Origin of the sequence: Clostridium sp. DFI.1.208, from assembly GCF_024463855.1 — a bacterium.
In the GTDB taxonomy this organism is placed as follows: Bacteria; Bacillota_I; Bacilli_A; order Erysipelotrichales; family Erysipelotrichaceae; genus Clostridium_AQ.
The window spans coordinates 20,310-40,316 of record NZ_JANGCA010000008.1; the positions used below are offsets into that span (position 1 = coordinate 20,310).

17 protein-coding genes are annotated in these 20,007 nt (G+C 44.5%); 5 read left to right on the forward strand and 12 right to left on the reverse strand.

Annotation, left to right across the window (positions count from 1 at the left end; translation table 11 throughout):
• Position 1: 1 nt before the first annotated feature.
• The 7 genes from loaP to hrcA form a co-directional block, all read right to left on the reverse strand.
• Complete coding sequence (loaP, locus tag NE665_RS05840) at positions 2-532, reverse strand: antiterminator LoaP (protein ID WP_117441968.1); 531 nt, start codon at positions 530-532, stop codon at positions 2-4.
• Complete coding sequence (locus NE665_RS05845; protein ID WP_233104967.1) at positions 529-1,866, reverse strand: exopolysaccharide biosynthesis polyprenyl glycosylphosphotransferase; 1,338 nt, start codon at positions 1,864-1,866, stop codon at positions 529-531. Before NE665_RS05845 ends, loaP begins: the two co-directional genes overlap by 4 nt.
• Before the next feature lie 449 nt (positions 1,867-2,315).
• Positions 2,316-3,431: a molecular chaperone DnaJ gene (gene dnaJ, locus NE665_RS05850; RefSeq protein ID WP_008817590.1), complete on the reverse strand. Its 1,116-nt coding sequence runs from the start codon at positions 3,429-3,431 to the stop codon at positions 2,316-2,318.
• Between the two features lie 13 nt (positions 3,432-3,444).
• Positions 3,445-4,638: a polysaccharide deacetylase family protein gene (locus tag NE665_RS05855; protein ID WP_233104646.1), complete on the reverse strand. Its 1,194-nt coding sequence runs from the start codon at positions 4,636-4,638 to the stop codon at positions 3,445-3,447.
• Between the two features lie 55 nt (positions 4,639-4,693).
• Positions 4,694-6,508 (reverse strand): molecular chaperone DnaK, encoded by a 1,815-nt coding sequence (gene dnaK, locus NE665_RS05860; RefSeq protein ID WP_117441969.1) that lies wholly within the window; start codon positions 6,506-6,508, stop codon positions 4,694-4,696.
• A 20-nt stretch (positions 6,509-6,528) separates the two neighbouring features.
• On the reverse strand, positions 6,529-7,149 hold the full coding sequence (grpE, locus tag NE665_RS05865) for a nucleotide exchange factor GrpE (protein WP_117441970.1): 621 nt from the start codon (positions 7,147-7,149) through the stop codon (positions 6,529-6,531).
• Between the two features lie 10 nt (positions 7,150-7,159).
• Entirely contained in the window at positions 7,160-8,176 is a 1,017-nt protein-coding gene (hrcA, locus tag NE665_RS05870; protein ID WP_117441971.1) for a heat-inducible transcriptional repressor HrcA, read from the reverse strand.
• Positions 8,177-8,458: 282 nt separating this feature from the next.
• Between hrcA and pgeF the strand changes: the two genes are divergently transcribed.
• Positions 8,459-9,220, forward strand: a complete 762-nt coding sequence (gene pgeF / locus NE665_RS05875; protein WP_117441993.1) for a peptidoglycan editing factor PgeF — start codon at positions 8,459-8,461, stop codon at positions 9,218-9,220.
• A gap of 93 nt (positions 9,221-9,313) precedes the next feature.
• On the opposite strand, the gene spo0A is transcribed toward pgeF, so the two are convergent.
• Complete coding sequence (gene spo0A, locus NE665_RS05880) at positions 9,314-10,093, reverse strand: sporulation transcription factor Spo0A (protein WP_117441994.1); 780 nt, start codon at positions 10,091-10,093, stop codon at positions 9,314-9,316.
• 102 nt (positions 10,094-10,195) lie between these two features.
• A complete protein-coding gene (locus NE665_RS05885; protein WP_117441995.1) occupies positions 10,196-11,005 on the reverse strand; it encodes a MerR family transcriptional regulator in 810 nt (269 codons plus the stop codon).
• Positions 11,006-11,215: 210 nt separating this feature from the next.
• Between NE665_RS05885 and NE665_RS05890 the strand changes: the two genes are divergently transcribed.
• On the forward strand, positions 11,216-12,709 hold the full coding sequence (locus NE665_RS05890) for a GntR family transcriptional regulator (protein WP_117441996.1): 1,494 nt from the start codon (positions 11,216-11,218) through the stop codon (positions 12,707-12,709).
• Between the two features lie 538 nt (positions 12,710-13,247).
• Here the strand turns inward: NE665_RS05890 and NE665_RS05895 are convergent.
• Positions 13,248-14,441 carry a cation diffusion facilitator family transporter gene (locus tag NE665_RS05895; protein ID WP_117441997.1) on the reverse strand — a complete coding sequence of 398 codons (1,194 nt, stop codon included), beginning with the start codon at positions 14,439-14,441 and terminating at the stop codon, positions 13,248-13,250.
• Positions 14,442-14,547: 106 nt separating this feature from the next.
• Between NE665_RS05895 and NE665_RS05900 the strand changes: the two genes are divergently transcribed.
• Both NE665_RS05900 and NE665_RS05905 read left to right on the forward strand, forming a co-directional pair.
• The gene (locus tag NE665_RS05900; RefSeq protein WP_117441998.1) at positions 14,548-15,441 is read left to right on the forward strand and encodes a hypothetical protein; all 894 of its coding nucleotides are present in this window, start codon (positions 14,548-14,550) and stop codon (positions 15,439-15,441) included.
• A gap of 37 nt (positions 15,442-15,478) precedes the next feature.
• Positions 15,479-16,336 (forward strand): NAD(P)-dependent oxidoreductase, encoded by an 858-nt coding sequence (locus NE665_RS05905; protein ID WP_117441999.1) that lies wholly within the window; start codon positions 15,479-15,481, stop codon positions 16,334-16,336.
• A gap of 575 nt (positions 16,337-16,911) precedes the next feature.
• On the opposite strand, the gene NE665_RS05910 is transcribed toward NE665_RS05905, so the two are convergent.
• Positions 16,912-18,108, reverse strand: coding sequence for an alpha/beta hydrolase (locus NE665_RS05910; RefSeq protein ID WP_117442000.1), 1,197 nt, complete (start codon positions 18,106-18,108; stop codon positions 16,912-16,914).
• 112 nt (positions 18,109-18,220) lie between these two features.
• Between NE665_RS05910 and NE665_RS05915 the strand changes: the two genes are divergently transcribed.
• Positions 18,221-18,820 carry a TetR/AcrR family transcriptional regulator gene (locus NE665_RS05915; RefSeq protein ID WP_117442001.1) on the forward strand — a complete coding sequence of 200 codons (600 nt, stop codon included), beginning with the start codon at positions 18,221-18,223 and terminating at the stop codon, positions 18,818-18,820.
• Between the two features lie 505 nt (positions 18,821-19,325).
• Here the strand turns inward: NE665_RS05915 and NE665_RS05920 are convergent.
• Complete coding sequence (locus tag NE665_RS05920) at positions 19,326-20,003, reverse strand: transaldolase family protein (protein WP_117442002.1); 678 nt, start codon at positions 20,001-20,003, stop codon at positions 19,326-19,328.
• Positions 20,004-20,007: the final 4 nt, after the last annotated feature.

Genomic DNA, 20,007 nt, shown 5'->3' on the forward strand with positions numbered 1-20,007 from the left:
ATTACTTCTGAGATTCGATCTTTTTCACTATTTCCAGAGAAACGTCCACCTGCATCTCCTGATCGTTCATGCAAACATTCAGGATAGCACGACGTTTATGTCTGTCAATTCGTATAATATTGCTCTCATAGCCCTTTAATGGACCTTCGGTAATGATGACCTCTCCGTCGAGAATTTCACCCTTTGATAATCGGACATTGTGCTCCTCGTCCATAAGACCTTCCAGATAAGCTCTTTCTTCTGAGCTCAAAGCACTGACATCATCCTCGTACTTCAGTTCCTTCAAAATACCACGGATCTGCGAGCGGTATTGAAGCAGCGCTTGTTGAAACCCGTTCGGAGTCAGCTCTGTTTCTACAAACAAATAGGAAGGAAACAACGGCTTCCTCACAATCACCCGCTTACCCTGTATGCGATGTATCACTTCCTTCAAAGGAGTGAATGCTTTTATACCAGCCTGTTGATTTAAAAGCTCCAATATCCTTTTTTCTCTGCCTCCCATCACATACAGTACATACCAAGGCTTCATCATCTTGCCCCATCCCCGCGAAATACGGTCTTGATCGTTTTGACAAGAATCGTCATATCCAGCTTCAGGCTCCAGTTTTTATAATAATACTCATCCATCTTCAAGCGATCCGAAAAGCTGATGTCGCTTCGTCCGTGCGTCTGCCACATGCCGGTCAGTCCGGGCTTACAGCCAATCACATAGTCATAATAAATACCCATATCCTTACGTTCCCCAGGAAGGTACGGTCTTGGTCCGGTCAGACTCATATCCCCCTTCAACACATTCAGGAACTGCGGAAATTCATCCAGACTCTTTCGCCGCAGAAATTCTCCTGCCTTTGTGATTCTGGGATCCTTCTTCAGCTTTTTATTCGTCTCATATTCTTCTTTAATTGCCGGATTCTTTTCCATAAGCTCATGCAGTATGCGCTCGGCATCCGGAATCATTGTCCGATATTTATACAAAACGAATTTCTTTCCGCCCTTCCCGATCCGCACCTGTTTGAAAAATATGGGATCATGATCATGATTTTTTCTGTTTGATCTCCACACATAGATCGTCAAGGGGATCAGCAGGATACATCCTGCAATACCGCCGAGAATATCGATGGTCCGCTTGACAACTTTATTGAAGGTCGATATCTTTCCCTTTGCCGTAGATACGAGCAGCTGCCCGTCAAAATCCTCGATCCTTGTATCGAAGGTCAAAATCTTAACAGACGGCATATAGCGAATCTTTCTGACAGTCCGCAGCTTCAGCAGGATGTCATCGAACTGTACATTTGTAAGATTCGTTGAGGCGATGACTGCGGAATTTATCTGCAGCCTGGAAACGGCCTGTTCCAGCTCACCTAACGCAAACACATCCTGTTTGACATCCTCCTCCACATCACCATCCTGTGTATCTATGTAGCCCTTCACCTTCATCAGCGCAAACCGGTTTGTCTTACAGACCTCTGCAAATGCAAGAGCCTGCTTCCCTGCACCGATAATCAGTACATTGTCCGCACAGCTGTTCCGAAACCAGATGCGCAGATATCTCTGTAAGAGGATACTGAAGCAAAGCATGATGCATGTAATAATTGCATTTATCAAAATACAATACATACTGAAATCCTGCATAGGATCAAGTAGCATGCTGACGATAAAAAAACAGATATGACTTTTTACAAGCAATTCAATTTCTTCCCAGATCAGCAGTGTCTTTGTCCGATAATGACCAAACAGATACTGGATGACAAAATACAAGACACAGATGCGCACTGTATAATCCCCTGGAAAATCAAAAAGAAAAGAAAGACTCCAAACAACAATTTCCTCCAGCAAACATGCTGTTATTCCTATTTTTTCCCTCATGTACTTACATTCATTAATGAATTCGCTACCCTCCCTTTTTATAAAATGGAATTTTAAATCTCAAAACGTATACCTTTCTGTCTATATACTTATAATTAACGAAACAGGTGATTTTATATGAAATCATCTGTTTTTTTACGTTTTCAAGTCTATATAAATATACTTTATAACACTATTCTCATTTCATTTAGTATATCTTGAAAGGTATACCTTTATAATCATAAAGGGTATACAAATGCTTAGCTCATTCCATTCTACACGTAGCTATTCTACTACAATAGGCCTTTACAATCAATGAATTTATGCAAAAAAGTTCGAATTATTAGATATTTATTTATTTTACAAAATAATCATTTATCACACATCGGTCATACCTAAAAATGTTAACGATTACAAAATATGAAAAAACGACAGCATTACTGATATCTGTAAGTGCTGTCGCAGTATTCTTATTTAAACGCCTTCTTAAACTTATCAAACGGAGACTCATGAGACTTCTTATTGCGAATTTTCTCATACAGCTCCTTTTCGTCACGTGTAATCTTGGTAGGTACTTCTACCTTGACCTCGACATACTGATCACCCTGACCACCGCGGGAAGAAGCAGACTTGACGCCCTTTCCCTTTAAACGGAACTGCTGTCCAAACTGTGTGCCCGCCGGAATCGTCAGCTCCACATCACCGTAAACGGTTGGAACATCCACCTTACATCCAAGAATGGCATCCACTGCACTAATCGGTACTGTGATACGGATATCGTTTCCATCACGTACAAACTGCTTGTGACGGCTTACCAGAATCTCGATATACAGATCACCGTTTGGTCCGCCATTCACACCGCGCTCTCCCTTATTTGGAACACGCACCTGCTGACCGGACTGAATACCTGCCGGAATCTTGATATCCAGCTTCACACGCTTATGCTCATAGCCCTTGCCATGACATTTCGGACACTTGTTCACAATCGTCTTACCCGTTCCGTTACAATCCGGACACACAGACTGACTCTGGAACACACCAAACGGCGTTCTCTGCTGCGTCGTTACCGTACCGGTACCATTACAATGCGGACAGGACTTGATATCGGACTTGCTCTTCGCACCGCTTCCCATACATTCATCGCACTGCTCATCCACCTCAATCGTAACTGTTTCCGTCTTTCCGAAAATAGCATCCATGAATTCGATACGCATCTGCATGAAGCGGTCATTGCCCTTTCGCGGTCCATTGCTTGCACGACGATTTCCACCGCCGCCAAAGCCGCCGCCGAAAAAGGAACCAAAGATATCTCCGAAATCCTCGAAACCGCCAAAGCCGCCGGCACCGCCGCCAAAGTTGGCACCGTCCATGCCTGCATGACCGAACTGATCATACGTTGCCTTCTTCTGCGGATCACTCAGCACCTCATATGCTTCGTTTACTTCCTTGAATGATTCCTCAGCCCCCGGATCCTTATTGACATCCGGGTGATACTTCTTCGCCATCTTCCGATAGGCTCTTTTTATTTCATCATCGCTGGCACCCTTGCTAAGTCCCAGGACCTCATAATAATCTCGTTTGCTCATGTGGATCACCCTCCTAACTTTCCAGACTGTATATGAACTGCTGTATGTCTGCATCACCGAAAATACGCACTCTCGGCAGCTGCAGCTTATCCATACCGGGTTCTATTTTACCATAATTTGTCGTAAAAGCCATATGCACACCTGCAGCTTTCATTATCTGCAGAGCACTTTCCGTAACATCGCCATACGGATAACAATACACATTGCCTCCGCCAAGGATGGAAAACGACTTTTCTGTGTCCGCGACACCCTCATCATGTCCCACACAGCGCAGTGCACCGCCATGACCGCCTTCACAGCCTCCGGTATGCATGCCATAGGAATGCGACTGCAGCTCCATGCCGTTCTGCTTCATTTCCTGAAAGCTTTTCGGCAGCTTGTCATCCTTTAAATGATCACCGATCAGGAAGAGTGTGGCACTGTAGCCATACTCCTTCAGCAGCGGATATGCATATTTATATATGGAAGCTGTCCCATCATCGATTGTAATGGAAACACTATTCCTCGGAAGCTGTACCCTGCCATCCAGAAAATTCTCCACATCCTGCATGCGCAGGGTCACATAGTTGTGCTCCTTCAGATACTTCAGCTGTGCTTCAAAGTCATTGACCTCCAGCCAGTTTCCATTTTTTGAGACCTCACCGTTTTCTCTGGAATAGAAATAGTGATACATGAAAACCGGAATTTGCTCTGCGATCGGCTCGCTGGTATTATCGGCATGCTGTGTGCCTGCTACTGCAGATTTTGGAATATACACAAGGGTATCTCCAATCTGAACACCATACCGCTTTTCATCCTTCACATAGATTGGATAGGCAGCTTTTCGTGATACCTCCGCGAGCTTGTTTCCCGCTTCATCCTCAAGGATATAGCGATCCTTGGTCACGATATTTTCATTAAACGGCAGATACACACTGGCCTTTTTGACACTGTTTTCTTCAGTTTGTTCGGGTACCACATGATCAGCCAGGATGTAGCAGTCATCCGTTTGCAGCCTGAAATAATTTTCCTTCATGTTTTGTGCGCTTCGCTGATCCAGCTGCAGCACTGTCCCCTTAAAGATGCGGCCGGTCTCTTTATATTCTCCATCCGTTTTCTCATACAGTGGTGTTTCCTTGTTCACACGCACGCTCTGTGCATAATGCGAGGAGACATCAACAGCAGTTTTTTGCTTCTGTATCGGATACATCCAGTAGACGAACAGCATCACACAACATACAAAACCTAGCGCAAGCACTAGGAATTGTAGTCGTTTCGTTTTCTTACTTCTTTTCTTCAAATTCAGCGTCTACGACGTTGTCATCGTTGTTTGTGTTGTTTGCACCTGCTCCTGCATTTGGATCCGCACTCTGCTGCTGATACATCTGAGCACTAGCTGCCTGTGCAGCCTTTTCCAGTGCCTCCAGTTTTTCCTTTACAGCATCCATGTCATTTTCATCCAGGGATTTCTGCAAATCATCACGCAGCTTCTGTGTTTCTTCCTTCTGCTTCGCATCAATCTTGTCACCGTTGTCAGCCAGCATGGAGTCAATCTGAGCAATGAAGCCCTCTGCACGGTTGCGCAGATCAATTTCTTCCTTGCGTTTTTCATCCTCAGCCTTGTGCTCCTCAGCCTCACGAACCATACGATCGATTTCCTCATCGCTCAGTCCGCTTGTGTTCTGAATCGTGATAGACTGTTCTTTACCGGTACCCTTATCCTTTGCGGATACGTGCACGATACCGTTTACGTCAATATCAAAGGTAACTTCAATCTGAGGCACACCACGGCGAGCCGGAGCGATACCATCCAGCTTGAACATACCAAGCTCCTTATTGTCATTTGCCATCGGACGCTCACCCTGCAGAACACGGATATCTACAGCAGGCTGGTTGTCCGCAGCAGTTGAGAATACCTGAGATTTGCTTGTCGGAATGGTTGTGTTACGAGGGATCAGTACGGTCATGACGCCGCCCATCGTCTCAATACCAAGGCTTAATGGTGTAACATCCAGCAGCAGAACATCCTTCACATCACCAGCGATAACACCACCCTGAATAGCAGCACCCATAGCAACTACTTCATCCGGGTTAACAGATTTGTTTGGTTCCTTGCCCAGAACGCTCTTAACAGCTTCCTGTACAGCAGGGATACGGGTAGATCCACCTACCAGTAGTACCTGGTGAATATCATTTTTTGTCAGACCGGCATCGCGCAGTGCGTTTCTTACCGGTTCCATTGTACGATCAACCAGAGATTTTGTCATTTCATCGAATTTTGCACGTGATAATGTAGCCTCAAAATGCAGAGGTCCATCTGCACCTGCAGAGATAAACGGCAGGGAAATCTGTGTCTGTACAACACCGCTCAGATCCTTCTTTGCTTTTTCTCCAGCCTCTTTCAAACGCTGCATAGCCATCGTATCCTTACGCAGGTCAACTCCGTTTTCCTTCTTGAAGGTATCTACCATCCAGTCAACGACAACGTTATCGAAGTCATCTCCACCCAAACGGGTATCTCCATTTGTAGACAGTACCTCAAAGGTTCCATCCGCAAGCTCCAGAATAGAAACGTCGAAGGTACCTCCACCTAAGTCATATACCAGAACCTTCTGTTCTTTTTCAGTTTTATCGATACCGTAAGCAAGTGCGGCAGCAGTCGGCTCGTTGATGATACGCTCTACTTCCAGTCCGGCAATCTTTCCGGCATCCTTGGTTGCCTGACGCTGTGCATCGTTGAAATAAGCCGGTACAGTAATAACCGCTTTTTCAACCTTTTCTCCAAGGTAATCCTCTGCATAGGATTTCAGATACTGCAGAATCATCGCGCTGACTTCCTGCGGCGTGTACTGCTTGCCTTCCAATTCAACCTTTTCATTCGTACCCATCAGACGCTTGATCGAGCTGATGGTGTTCTTGTTTGTAACAACCTGACGCTTTGCGGCATCACCGACGATACGTTCACCATTCTTGTATGCGACTACAGATGGTGTTGTACGGTTTCCTTCCGGATTTGTGATGACCTTGCATTCACCACCGTCCATAACGGACACACAGCTGTTTGTTGTTCCTAAGTCAATACCAATAATTTTACTCATAATCGTTATCCTCCTTTTATCTATTCGCTAACCTTTACAAGTGTTGCACGTAATACACGATCCTTCAGCATATATCCCTTTTGCAGGACCTCGATGACCATACCGCTTTCCACGCCATCCTTGGCCTCCTGCATCAGCGCCTGATGGTAATTTGGATCAAACGGCTTGTCCAGCGCTTCGATTTCCTTTACACCCTCCTGATTCAGGATGTGCACCAGCTGCTGGTAAATCATCTCAAAGCCCTTGGCGTAGTTTTTGATGTTTTGATCATCGACCTTGACATCCAGCGCACGCTCCAGGTTATCCAGAACCGGCAGAATTTCCATCGCAAAGCTTTGGATACGGTACTTGCGAACATTATCGCTTTCACTCTGCAGACGCTTCTTCAGATTTTCTGTATCCGCATACGCCTTGAAATAGGCATTTTTGTTTGCGGCTGCCTCTTCCTTCAGCTTTACGATTTCCTCTTCCAGTTCCTCAATTTTTTTCTTCTTACCGAATTTTGCGGATTTTTTATCTTCCTTTTCCGCATCCTTCGCATCCTTTTTTTCTGCCTTGGCAGCATCCTGCGCCGTCTTTGCTTCTTCGCTTTGCTCGGCAGTCTTTGCTTCCTCGTTTACAATTTCTTTTTCTTCCTGCATGATGACCTCCTTATCGATTTTCACTTCTGTATAAATCTTCGATTACTTTGCTCATATATTCCATAAGGGCAACGACACGGCTGTACTGCATGCGGGTAGGTCCCACGATCATCAGTTCCCCTTCTTCATCCTCGTTCAGCTTAAACTTACTGGATACCACGGCAACATTATTGACCTGAATCAATTCATTGTCTCCGCCGATTTCAATGGCGACATCGCCCTCATGATTGGCCAGCTGTCGAAACAAGCTGCTGTCCTCCAGCATTTTCATAAGCTCCTTCAGCTTTTCGATATCTGCAAATTCCGGCTGATACAGCATATTGCTTTGTCCGCTGCAGTATACATGGTCGGTTGCAAACCGCATGAACGCATTGACGAAGGCTTCAAACAGCACCTCGTGACGGGCAATATGACTGGCCAGCAGCGGCTCAATCTGCTGCATGCGCTCCACCACCTCATTGATTGGTGTGCCGCTCAGCTTGTCATTGAGCAGATTACAGCAGGTTTTGATATCCTCAACGCTCACGGCTGTATTGAAGTGGAATGTCTTGTTCTCCGTATGTCCGTGATCCGTGATGAAGACTGCAACCGCACTGGTGTCACTGAGTGGAAACAGCTGTATGTGCTGCAGCGTCTGATAACGGCTCTCCGGGCCTAAAACGACAGAGGTCAGCGAGGTCATCTGGGATAGAATATCACAGCTTTTCCTGACGATTTCATCCATCGAATAATGACGCTCCTGAAACACGGCCTGCAAAGAATGCTTGACACCGTCATCCAGCTCCCGCTCCATCAGATTTTCAACATAGAATCGATATCCACGGCTGCTGGGAATACGACCGCTGGAGGTATGTGTCTTCTCCAGCAGACCCAGATCCTCAAGCGCAGCCATCTCATTGCGGATGGTGGCACTTGAACAGTTGAAATCCAGCAGGTCCATCAGTTTTTTGGAACCGACAGGTTCGGCTGTCCGGGTGAACTCATCTACAATGGTTTTAAAGATCGCCGTCTGGCGTTTTGTAAGCATATGGTTCACTCCTTTCTAGCACTCAACCTCTATGTCTGCTAATAGTATATTCCAATATTTTAGCACTGTCAACCATTTAGTGCTAAAATCCATAAAAATTGTCCTTCATTTTTAAAAATATCTTAAAAAATGTGCTTTGCTTTGCTGGAATGTCAGAAAATGCACATGTTCACGCAAATGGATTGCCAAGTGCCCTCGCTTGCTATATACTTTTCCCAGGGCAAACCTGGCAACACACACATATACTATAAATATATAAGAAAAGAAAGAAGGAATGATCATATGAATTATATTCAATGGAATTACGAGGATGAGCTGCTTGCAGGTACTACGCTGCGCAACCCCTCCCTGCCGGAAAACAATAACATGGCACTGCACGCCTGCATGCGAAAAGAGGATGTTTTAAGCAACCGCGATGCCCTGTCACAAGCACTCCATATAGCGCCGTCACAATGGACCTTTGCCATGCAGACGCACTCCGATCACATCCACGAGGTAACCGCTGCTGACGCCGGCAGAGGCTATCAGGTCTATGAGGAGGGAATCGCGGATTGTGATGCACTTTATACAAAGGAAAGGAATATCGCAATCGGTGTCTTTCATGCAGACTGTGTACCGGTACTGCTGTATGATCCCTTTACCGGGATCATTGCCGCCATTCACAGCGGCTGGCAGGGTACCGTACAGGAAATCACACGCAAAACCGTAAGCCTGCTCATACAGAAGGAGCATGTTGATCCTGCACACCTGATGGCTTATATCGGCCCTGCTATCGCATATCGAAGCTTTGAAATCCAACAGGATGTCATCGATCGCATCCTTGCTATGAGCTTTGATACATCCGCTTATCTGACACTGCTGCCAAATGGCAGAGCAATCGCAGACAATAAGGGGCTGAATATGCAGATGCTGCTTAATCTCGGCGTTGCACGCGATCACATCACTGTGAATCCAAACGATACCTTTTTGAAAAACGATGCATTTTTCAGCTATCGAAGAGAGCCGGCATGCGGAAGGCATCTCAGCTTCATTCTACGTAAATAAAACCAGATAAAAAGGCGGAGTATTCTGACCCTGTTTCATTTGAACAGATGATCAATCCGCCTTTTTTTATTTCCGGATGCATTACGCGCATGCTCAGACACGTGTTTCCTCCATATGGATTTTGTCTGACAGCATGGCAATGAATTCCGAATTTGTAGGTTTGCTTCGTTCCATGGAAATCGTATAGCCGAAAATCTTATGTATCACATGCGCATTTCCGCGATTCCATGCCACCTCGATTGCATGCCGTATACCACGCTCCACACGGGAAGGCGTCGTCTGATACTCCAGCGCAATCTTCGGATATAATGTTTTGGTAACCTTACCAAGCAGATCCATATCACGATAGGTCTGCATAATTGCACAGCGTAGATACTGATACCCTTTCAGGTTTGCAGGAACCCCAAGCTCGTGCAGCAGCTCGGTAATCGTTCCCTCCAGATGCTGGTTCTGACTGCGTCCCAGCTTTTTCTGCAGCTCCTCATTCAATGAGTAATCCGGCTGATAATTCCTGATGAAATGAATCTTGCGAATCAGATCAGGAATCTCATAGGGTTTCATCATGATGTAGTCGACACAATAGCGGTTGAACTCAGAAAGAATCATTTCACTGAGATATGAGGATATGCAGATGATATGATCCACTTGCAGCCTTCTGCTGCGTATTTCCTCTAATACATAAAACCCATCTTTCTTTGGCAGGATCATGTCCAACACCAGAACATGTACATGTTTCCCCTCCAGCTGTCGGATACACTCCTCACCATCGCTTGTCATTCCGGCCAGTTCAAATTCCTCAACGGAAGAAATGGCCCTTTCTAAAGCAGATAACTGATTTTTATTCTCATCTACTAAAAAAATCAAGCTCTTCATCTTTCATTCCTCCAACTACCTAGGCAGGAACCATCATAAACCCTAAAGTATTTTTAGAGTCAAGTATTTATTAAAAATATTTAAGAAATTCATTAAATTATTTTATATCACTCTCTTGTAAGGGATCCATACCATATGACGCATCTGATAATGATGCTCCTCACAGGCGCTGTACAAGACCTGAGAAAGGATATCCCCATCGAGAATCAGATGATGCTCCTCCATGAACTGCTGAAGCTTTTCCTTTTCCTGCAGAATCGTATGCTGGGCATCTGCTTCAAAGCAATAGGCGAGTGCCGGACACTCTGCATACTGTCTTACCACAGTGTTCCTGCGAATACCGATAAAATCCCCAATCGTTTCGTACATGCAAAAGCCATAATCAAAGCGCTCCTGCCCATCTATAAAATCCTCTGCACAGATGCGGGCGCTGAGAAACTGAAGCTCACTGCTTTTCGACCATACCCTGAGCTCCTCATTCAGCGATGCATCATCAGCTAGAATAACGTCATCCTGCATATAGGAAATACGATAGAGGGCAGGCCGTGTCACAAACTGTATGGCATGCTGTGCACGCTCTGCCAGCGCAATGCATTCCAAAGAAAGATGAATGCTGTGAAGGCGAAGACTCATCGAAACGCTTTCCTGCAGCAGCTCCTTCTCCTTTTGTTCCATGAGCTCAAGAAACATATCATTTCCCCTGCTTTCAAACAAATCCATCAGCTCATAGAGAGTAAAGCCAAGCTTCTGATATTTCTGCATATTCAGAAGGTGGTTGATTTGTGAAGCATCGAAATAGCGGTAATTGGATGCACTGTCCTTATGTGGTACAATAAGGCCTTTTCGCTCGTAATACCGCAAGGCTTCCGTGCTGAGGCCCAGCAATCTGGCAGCCTCTCCGATTTTGTACATAAAAAAATCTCCTCCCTTTTCTATTCTTCACAAACAATTCTCTTTCCGAATCTGCATACGTATGCATATAGGTCTTTTCTATTTTAGTATACTTTTGTGCTGTACGCAACCCAATTCCCATCTTATTTGTAATTTTACAGAAAGAACTGATTGCTCCTGTATAAATTTTCATGCTATACTTAACATAACATTTCCCCGGGAGGATCCATTTTGAAAGGAAAAACATACTACAGCAGTCTCTACGATTCGCTTACATCCTTGATCATAACAAGGCGGCTTCCCTATGGGAGCCGTCTTCCATCCGCTAAGCAGCTATGCAGCACATACCAGGTAGGAATTCGTACCGTACAGGATGTCCTGCGCGATATGCGGGATGCCGGCTATATATCGCTGGAGGAACGCAAGCGTGCCCGTGTCATCTGGAAACCCTCACAGGCACATGATGAGCAGAGGGATTTCTATATTCTGCGCACCCACCGGCAGATGATCGACGTTCTGGAAAGCATGCGGCTGTGTCTTCCTCCGCTTTGCAGCGGACTTTGCGATCTGCTGCAGGAAAAGGACATCTGCCACCTGTACAAGATGCTAGCGGCACTGGAGGATAAGAATCTGGATAAACGCAGGCTGCTCATCCGCGATTTCAATGTATATCTGCTGCAGCGTTATCATAATGATATGATTCTCGATTTGTATCTGACAACCTTTTCCTATATTGAATATCCGCTGCTCTACCATACCGATCTGTTTTCCTCCTATCATGGATCTCTGAAGCACGATTATGAGCTGCTGCTTGCCGCATATACAGAAAAAAACCGCAGCTTTGTCTATGATTTTTATTATCACACGATCTGCTATACCATCCGGCGTATTCAGGAGCACGCAGCACAGATACAGCTTCCCAGCAATCACAGCATACAGGACGCAGAGCCCTTTTTCTGGCAGCCAAAGCATTCTCATGATTATGTATACACCCTAGTCTTTCGGGATATCATCCGCGGTATAGCCAGCAAAGCCTATGCCGATCAGCAGCTGCTTCCGCCAATCGAGCAGCTGTCCAAAACCTATCAGGTATCCTACGCAACGATCCGCAAGGTTTTAAAGCAGCTCAATGACATCGGGCTGGCAAAGACCTATAATGGTCTGGGAACCCGGATCCAGCTGAAAAAGGGGGTTGCTCAGGCACATCTTGAGGACAGCATGATGATTCGTGATGCAGTGAAATTCATAGGAGCTGTACAATTTATCACCGTTACGATTGCCCGCTGCTGTCTGGAATATTTTGATCAGCTGATCGTGCTTGCTCCGATTATGGAGGAGCGGATAAAGAAACGTCATTATGATGGTGTCGGTTTTCTTGATGCCCTGCTGGTTGTCCTTCCACACGCCAATCTGAAACAGATTTTACAGGAGTTTCGCACGATTCTGTCATGGGGCTTTTATTTCACCCTGCTGCAGCTGGATGAACAGCTGGTCGAGCGATATTACAAGCGCTGTGAGGAAGCAATCGGCTATCTGCTGAGACGGGATGCCGCCGGCTATTGCCGCTGTATACAACAGGTCTATGAGCAACTGTTTCACATTATCATACATTGTGCAAGGCGCATCGGTATCCGCCAATGTGATGCTATTCAGCTTCCTGACATCAACGCTCTTCCATTGCAGGAGTCAACACAGACTTACAGCGATCTGCCACCAACAGGCTGAAGAACAAACGGTGACATCGAACATTCGTTGATTGCCAAAATGTCGTGAAGTCCTACACAAATCCCCTGACACTTCAGCAGTACAAAGCAGTACAGGGATGGTGCGGCTCCTGCGCAATCGGATACGCTTCCCTGTGATAAGAAAAATCGGGTGCACGATAAGCTGGCAGAGAGGCTACAAGGTCCGTTTGATCATAGTAACATGGAAGAAGAAAATCGCCGCGAGTTTGCTTCACGCTCCATATTCATGAGCATACACGCAGGAAGCATTTCCAAATCCAAAGGAATTTGCACACGGAACAGAAACATCTAATCTACGGATCCATAAAACAAACAGCAGTAAAAAAACCTGCGTGAGACAGGCAAACATCAAACAATGACGTTAGATTCACAACCATTGCATGCAGGGAAAGCATTGACATAAGTAAAATCCACCGGTATCAAGTGCGGTGGATTTTTTTATTATATATGCCATGCAGGTTACAGGCTATCAGCACCCGTTTTACGCAGGAAGCAAAGACGAATCTCCTACCTCTGCTTCAGGCGGATTCCTGCGAATGATGGGTTGTATAGGCACGATCAAAGGTAACAACCAGATAATAATGATCACCCTTACACTCCCGAATCTTCTGTGCAAGTGCATCCAGAATCTGCTGGTTACTCATTTTGATATGGAAGGGCACAACAACATCGAAGATCATATTCGTATGTGTTTCCCCTGGAACGATACGGAAATCGTGCATGCTCAAATCTTCATCTATTTCCTTTACAACCGCAGCTGTCAGTGTTCGCAGTTCGTTGGTCAGCGGATCATCGATATTGATAGGGTCCATGTGGATAACCATCTCCAGTCCCATAGTATCCTGAAAATCACGTTCGATATTGTCAATCATATCATGAGATTTCAATATATCTTCCTTATAATCTACCTCAACATGCACAGATGCAAAGGTACGATGTGCACCATAATCATGAATCATGAGATCATGCATTCCCAGCACGCCGTCATAGCTGTTTATTTTCTCCTGAATCTGTTTCACCAGATCCTCATCCGGAGCTTGCCCCAGCAGCTCATCCAGTGCCGATTTGATGATGCCTCCACCCGCCATTAAGATAAAGATGGCAACAACAACGCCCATATAGCCGTCCAGATTAAAATGAATGATGGGAGAAAGCACCGTAGAAACCAGAACAGCGCCGGTCGCCATGACATCACTGATCGAATCTGCTGCTGTCGCTTCCATAATACTGGACTTCAAAAGCTTCCCGTATTTCTTATTGTAGCTGTACATCCACAGCTTAACGGAAATGGAAAACAGCAGAATGAGCACACTCAGCCAGCTGAAGGACACTGCCTCAGGCTGTAAAATTTTATGAAAGCTTGTGCGGATCAGCTCAAAGCCAAGCAGCAGAATAGCAACAGCAACAATCATGGATGCAATGCACTCATAGCGCGCGTGACCAAACGGATGCTTCTCATCCGCCGGCTTGCTGGACAGCTTAAAGCTGAGCAGAGAAATCACCGAGCTTCCCGCATCGGAAAGGTTGTTTACAGCGTCTGCTGTAATGGACACACTGTGAGCCAGCGTACCAGCCAGAAATTTAAACAGAAACAAAATCACATTGTTTGCAATTCCCACCGTGCTTGTAAGGTTTCCGTATGCCTTTCGCACTGCAGGATTTTCCAGCTCGTTATAGTTGTGTATCATTTTTTTTGCAAGATAAGTTATCATTGTATCACCCAATTCTTTTATGAATATCTAGTTTAACACATTTCGCCAAAATGGGAAAGATTTACATGAAAGTTTTCTTTTCATCATATAGTATATCGGTGATAACATGAAAAAATTCACAGGCTTTCTGCTTTTCGGTCTTCTTTTACTGACACTCGGCTTTGGAACCCTGACGCTGCAGAGTGCACAAAATGCACTTTCCATCTGGTTTGAGAAGCTGGTTCCCTCGATGTTTATATCTATGGTTCTGGTTCGCCTGCTATATAAGGAACATGCCTTTGACCATCTTCCCTCCTTTGGTCTTCCTGCTTTGCTGGGGATGGATAAGGGTGCGTGGAATCTGGTCCTATGCACGATGTTTCTCGGTTTCCCTACCGGCTCGCTTTTTGTGGATGAGGCGGTGCGGGATGGAACTCTTTCCCGTCACGATGCCTCACGACTGCTGTATTGCTGCTGCTTTCCGACACCGGGCTTTGTCATCATTTCCTGTGGTATCGTCTTTTTTAAATCTCTGCACATCGGGCTGCTGCTGTTTGTTCTCCAGCTGCTTAGCGGTCTGCTGTTGCTGCTGCTCACTCGCAAGCACACGATTCATACAATCCCCACGGCTGTTGCTTCTTCCCAGTCCTTTATGCGCCACCTCAGCAGTGCCATTACGGAAAGTGGAATCTCGCTCTATATGATCGGTGGGTATTTGATGCTTTTCACGAGTGTTACTGCCGTGCTCTTTTCCTTCCTTCCGGAATTACCTGCGCTTATCGTACGCAGTCTAGCGGAATTTTCCAGCGGCATCGTCCTAATCAATATCACACCCTTTTCCAACATCCAGAGAATGCTCCTCACCAGCTTCCTGCTTGGCTTTGCTGGCTTCTGTGTACATATGCAGATCATGAGTATGGTGGAGCAGGTGCCTCTTCGTTATCCCGTCTTTCTGCTTTTCCGGATTCTGCAGGGGCTGATTTCTGTTGCTTTGCTGATCCTTTGCGTGCAGTTTCTATAATCTTCCTGTATAATAATAGCAAAAGGAAGGTGATCGTATGAGGATTGCATGGATTGGCTGCGGCGTGATGGGAACCAGTATGCTGCTGCATCTGAAAAAGGGCGGACACACGATACGTGCCTATAACCGCACCTATGAGAAGGCTGTCCCCTTACTGGAACAGGGAATTCAGGTGGAGCGTACTCTACAGGCTTGTGTAAGGGATGCGGATGTCGTATGTACCATGGTTGGATATCCTACGGATGTAAAAGAAATTTATGAGGGGGATGACGGTATCTTTACGCATGCCAAAGAGCACGCCGTGCTGATAGATTTCACAACCTCCTCGCCTGCACTGGCAAAAAAGCTGTACACAGCAGCAAAGGCAAAGGGATTTGCTATGCTGGATGCACCGGTATCCGGCGGTGACAGCGGTGCAAAAGCCGCAGCCCTGTCAATAATGATCGGCGGGGATGAGAAAGTATTTGAACAAATGCGCCCGCTTTTCTTGCTGCTGGGAACAGGAATTCAGTATATGGGCGAAGCAGGAAGCGGACAGCATACCAAGGCGTGTAATCAAATCGCCGTGGCAGGAGCTGTGGCAGCTATGAGTGAAGCACTGGTATATGCAAGAGCGGTCGGGCTGGACGAACAGAAAATGCTTACCGCTATTGCCAAAGGAGCTGCCGGCAGCTGGCAGATCGACAATACCGCACCAAGAGTTCTTGCGGATGATTTTGCTCCCGGCTTTTACATCAAGCATTTTATTAAGGATATGCACATCGTTCAGCAGGAGATGGAACAGCAGGGCGTTCATCTGGATATGCTGGAGACGGTCTGCAAGATGTATGAAACACTTGCTGGCATGGGAGAAGAAAACAACGGCACGCAGGCACTGGTACATTATTATAAATGAATATGAAAGGGGCTGTGACACTTGGACTAACATCCGAATGTCACAGCTTTCTATATGTGGCTTTACAACCATATCGTCAGACAGACTTAAACTGAAACAGGGAATGTATATAGCTTCCTTGTACTTGCACGTATTTTCTCATATTGATCCATCTTCTCAGCCCTTTATCATCCTTTGCTGTTTTGATATGATCAATAACGCCTATTCTTCAAATCAAACGCCGATAAGCGTCATGAATCCAACAAATAACGATTGCATCCTGTCTACTATCCTTGTTATCAAACACTCTTTTTTTTCTTTTCCTAGCAATTCATCTTCAACATTATTTTTCTAATACATTTAAAGAAATGCTGATGATTGCTCAAACACTCGTTATATTCCGTCATTATCAACAAGGTTTGGGTGATGGGGCAATCTAGCCCCCCATTTCCTCTTGCTTCCTATAGGGAGGAGAAAGAGAGCCTATAAAATAACCATGCAACAGTTTGTCGAAAGATGATATCCTCACGTTTCGTAATTCAATCGCTGGTATCTCCTCATAAAATTAACACCTACCTCTAACTTCCTGAAAGCAGTTAGGAATATCTTTGTTTGGAAATAGATATCAATTCCCTGACAAATCTATCGCTTTCATTTATCCAAGGACTATGACCTGAATTTTCAAACCATATGATTTCTTTATGAGGAGCTTCTAAAACATTCAAATAGTTTTCTACTAAGGAAATCGGTGCATTGATATCATGCCTGCCAAGAAAAAAATAAATCGGTACATTGATTTTTGAATAATCTGTGCGTAAATCTATATCATATAATTGCGGGTATACATAATTAAATGTATTTACAATCCCTCGCAAGTAATTGATTTTATCAAGTATACTATATTCCGATGAAAAAATATCTCGAAATGTTTGATAGCCACTATTTTGAATTTTAGGATTGCTATTCATATATGAAGATAAATAATTTAAATATTCAGCACTTTTCCATGTAACATCAGAACCGTAATATGGAGGACGACCATTCTCTTTAAGTTTATTGATTTTATCGTTATCACCTTTTTCGGTTGCAATTTCAATAGCTTTGTCATAGTCTAAGTTTTCTGTTTCTAAAAAATCAACCATTTGTCCCGTTCCGATTACAGCATGGTAATAGTCCGGTGATTTTGATGCAAGAAATACTGCAAGTGCACTTCCCCAAGATTCACCTACAAGATATATCTTCTCATGATTGAATCGGTTGCGAAGATATTCTGTTAAAGCCAAACCATCTTCAATATAGGTATTCACAGTTAAGTTTTCGTTTCCAGCAGAATATGATTTACCAGAACCGGGCTGATCCCATACCACGACTACAAAATGCTTCTCCAATTCTGAAAGCTCATGCCGAACTGCCGCCATTTGTGAACCGCCCGGACCACCTGCCAAAAAAAGAAGAACGGGATTATTTTTGTTTTGTCCGCGAATACTTATCCACTCACTTCTGGCGTTTAAATCAACGCTTTCTAATGTCGCGATGCTGTTTTCCATCACGTTTCCATTTTCGTCTTTGATTTTGGGTGTACTTACCGTTAGCTGACTATATATCATAAGACCTCCCATCAATATAATCGTTACAATCAGTAACATGGTGTTTCTTTTTAAACGCACTTGACTTTTTGAAGATAAAGTTTTATTTCGCTTCTTTAATAACCAACGAATCCCCCATACAATCTCTGCCACGATAAGGAAAATCATGCAGATCAACAACCCTAAAAAGATAATTACTTGTATCATTTTTCTCACTCCTTAATTTTTTGACCGCTGTTCAACATCATCATAGCACAAAGTTGACCGCTGTTCAAGTTCATTGAATTGTGATATAATTTTTTTTAAAGGCGGTGATATTATGACAAAGAAAGACCTAATATTGGATACTATGCTGGAACTACTGTCGGAACAGAAGGGAGAAAGCTGTTCCGTCAGTGATATAGCAAAAAAAGCTGGAATAGCAAAGGGAGGAATGTATTATTATTTCAAGTCAAAAGAAGAAGTTTTTGACGCCTTAGTAGAACGAACTTATCAGACTATCATTGATGATTGCCAAAAAATTGCCTCAGCTACTGAAAAAAACGCTATTGAAAAATTGAAGCACGTATATATCCATTACCGAAGCTCTATCGTATCTTCGGATTTAGACGCATATCTTCATAAGCCTCAAAATGCAGGTATACATCAAAAATCTTTGGCTAAAATACTAACCAGTCTTTCACCAATCATTGCACAGATTATCGAGCAAGGGAATGAAGAAGGCGTATTCCATTGTAGGTATCCACTCGAATTAAGCGAAACTATTCTTTCTGTTTTTTGCTTTCTATTAGATCCTGGTATATTTACATGGACACCAGAGCAAATAGAGCGAAAGCTAACCATTCTCGTTTCTATACTTGAAAGCGAGTTGGGTGTTCCGAAAGGTTGTATAGATTTTTTGAGTAACAGTTACAGATAGATTTTAACAACAGGTTTGCAAAACTGACTTAAAATAACAGAAATACACCCCTGTTGTCAAATGTAATTTATTACACAAGCTTCCAGTTACTGTAGATTTCTTTTAATTTTACAGAGCGTTCTTTCCTAACTCACGTAGTGAAGCCTATATTCCTGTTATCTGTCAGTGACGATGCAGACATGAAAATAGCCTAGCTCTATTGCTGCTATTGGCTTCGTATAGCTGATAACCTCACTCGATTTTACTTCCTTCTCCATTTCAAAAACCGTGTAGGAGATATCCTTTATAGCTATGTGAAATTTTTTGGAGTTTGTAACAGCACAAATGGCTGTCATGCATAGAACGCCATGAGTGGAATTTCAGCAATCAAGCTGCACCCGCTTCATATCTAACCTCCTACTTTCAGGGTAAACAAAAAAACACGCTTGTTCTCTCTTTGAGATTGTGCGTGTTTTTCTATTTTCTTGCTAATCAGGTGCCGCAGCACCCTTTTGATGGGAGCCTTTTAGATGTTCAGCATGGTGCTTCCCTGTCCGCACAGTTCCTCGAAATCTCTGGTGAATGCATCCACTGCCAGAACGGCAGCATCCACCTTAATCAGACCTTCGATCACATCCGGAGCAATCGTACTTGCTCCCAGACCATACTTGGCAAGCTCCAGTACCTGCTGTGAATTTTTGAAGCTTGCTGCAATCACCTCAGTCTTCAAGCCGGCATGCTTCAGCATATCATGGATATCCTTGGCAACCTGTACTCCATTGTAGCCCAGATTATCAATACGGTTTACATACGGTGCCACATATGCAGCCCCTGCCATACCGGCAAGATAGCCCTGCATCTGGTTATAGATTGCCGTTCCGGTGATGTTTGCACCCTCTGCGTGCAGCAGCTTCATCGCCTTCAGCCCTTCTTTGACAACCGGAATTTTGATGTAGGTGTTCTTTCCCAGAACCTCCTGAATTTTGTGTGCTTCCACGACCATGTCCTCAGCGCTTGCACTTACAACCTGTACATGCAAATCGCCCTCGGCACCGATAAATTCCCGAATCTCCTTCAATACATCATATGGATTTCTTCCTGTTTTTTTCAAAATCGTAGGATTACAGGTAACTCCCGTAATCGGAAAATACTCATAAGCCTTTTTGATTTCCTGAATGTCTGCGTTGTCAATTAAAATCTTCATCTCT

Coding starts and splice junctions, on each gene's coding strand:
- NE665_RS05885 (WP_117441995.1), bottom strand. CDS start 11,005: ATGTACAAAATCGGAGAGGCTGCCAGATTGCTGGGCCTCAGCACGGAA.
- NE665_RS05845 (WP_233104967.1), bottom strand. CDS start 1,866: ATGAGGGAAAAAATAGGAATAACAGCATGTTTGCTGGAGGAAATTGTT.
- dnaK (WP_117441969.1), bottom strand. CDS start 6,508: ATGAGTAAAATTATTGGTATTGACTTAGGAACAACAAACAGCTGTGTG.
- dnaJ (WP_008817590.1), bottom strand. CDS start 3,431: ATGAGCAAACGAGATTATTATGAGGTCCTGGGACTTAGCAAGGGTGCC.
- loaP (WP_117441968.1), bottom strand. CDS start 532: ATGATGAAGCCTTGGTATGTACTGTATGTGATGGGAGGCAGAGAAAAA.
- NE665_RS05910 (WP_117442000.1), bottom strand. CDS start 18,108: ATGATACAAGTAATTATCTTTTTAGGGTTGTTGATCTGCATGATTTTC.
- spo0A (WP_117441994.1), bottom strand. CDS start 10,093: ATGAAGAGCTTGATTTTTTTAGTAGATGAGAATAAAAATCAGTTATCT.
- pgeF (WP_117441993.1), top strand. CDS start 8,459: ATGAATTATATTCAATGGAATTACGAGGATGAGCTGCTTGCAGGTACT.
- grpE (WP_117441970.1), bottom strand. CDS start 7,149: ATGCAGGAAGAAAAAGAAATTGTAAACGAGGAAGCAAAGACTGCCGAG.
- NE665_RS05895 (WP_117441997.1), bottom strand. CDS start 14,441: ATGATAACTTATCTTGCAAAAAAAATGATACACAACTATAACGAGCTG.
- NE665_RS05900 (WP_117441998.1), top strand. CDS start 14,548: ATGAAAAAATTCACAGGCTTTCTGCTTTTCGGTCTTCTTTTACTGACA.
- NE665_RS05855 (WP_233104646.1), bottom strand. CDS start 4,638: ATGCTGTTCGTCTACTGGATGTATCCGATACAGAAGCAAAAAACTGCT.
- hrcA (WP_117441971.1), bottom strand. CDS start 8,176: ATGCTTACAAAACGCCAGACGGCGATCTTTAAAACCATTGTAGATGAG.
- NE665_RS05915 (WP_117442001.1), top strand. CDS start 18,221: ATGACAAAGAAAGACCTAATATTGGATACTATGCTGGAACTACTGTCG.
- NE665_RS05905 (WP_117441999.1), top strand. CDS start 15,479: ATGAGGATTGCATGGATTGGCTGCGGCGTGATGGGAACCAGTATGCTG.
- NE665_RS05920 (WP_117442002.1), bottom strand. CDS start 20,003: ATGAAGATTTTAATTGACAACGCAGACATTCAGGAAATCAAAAAGGCT.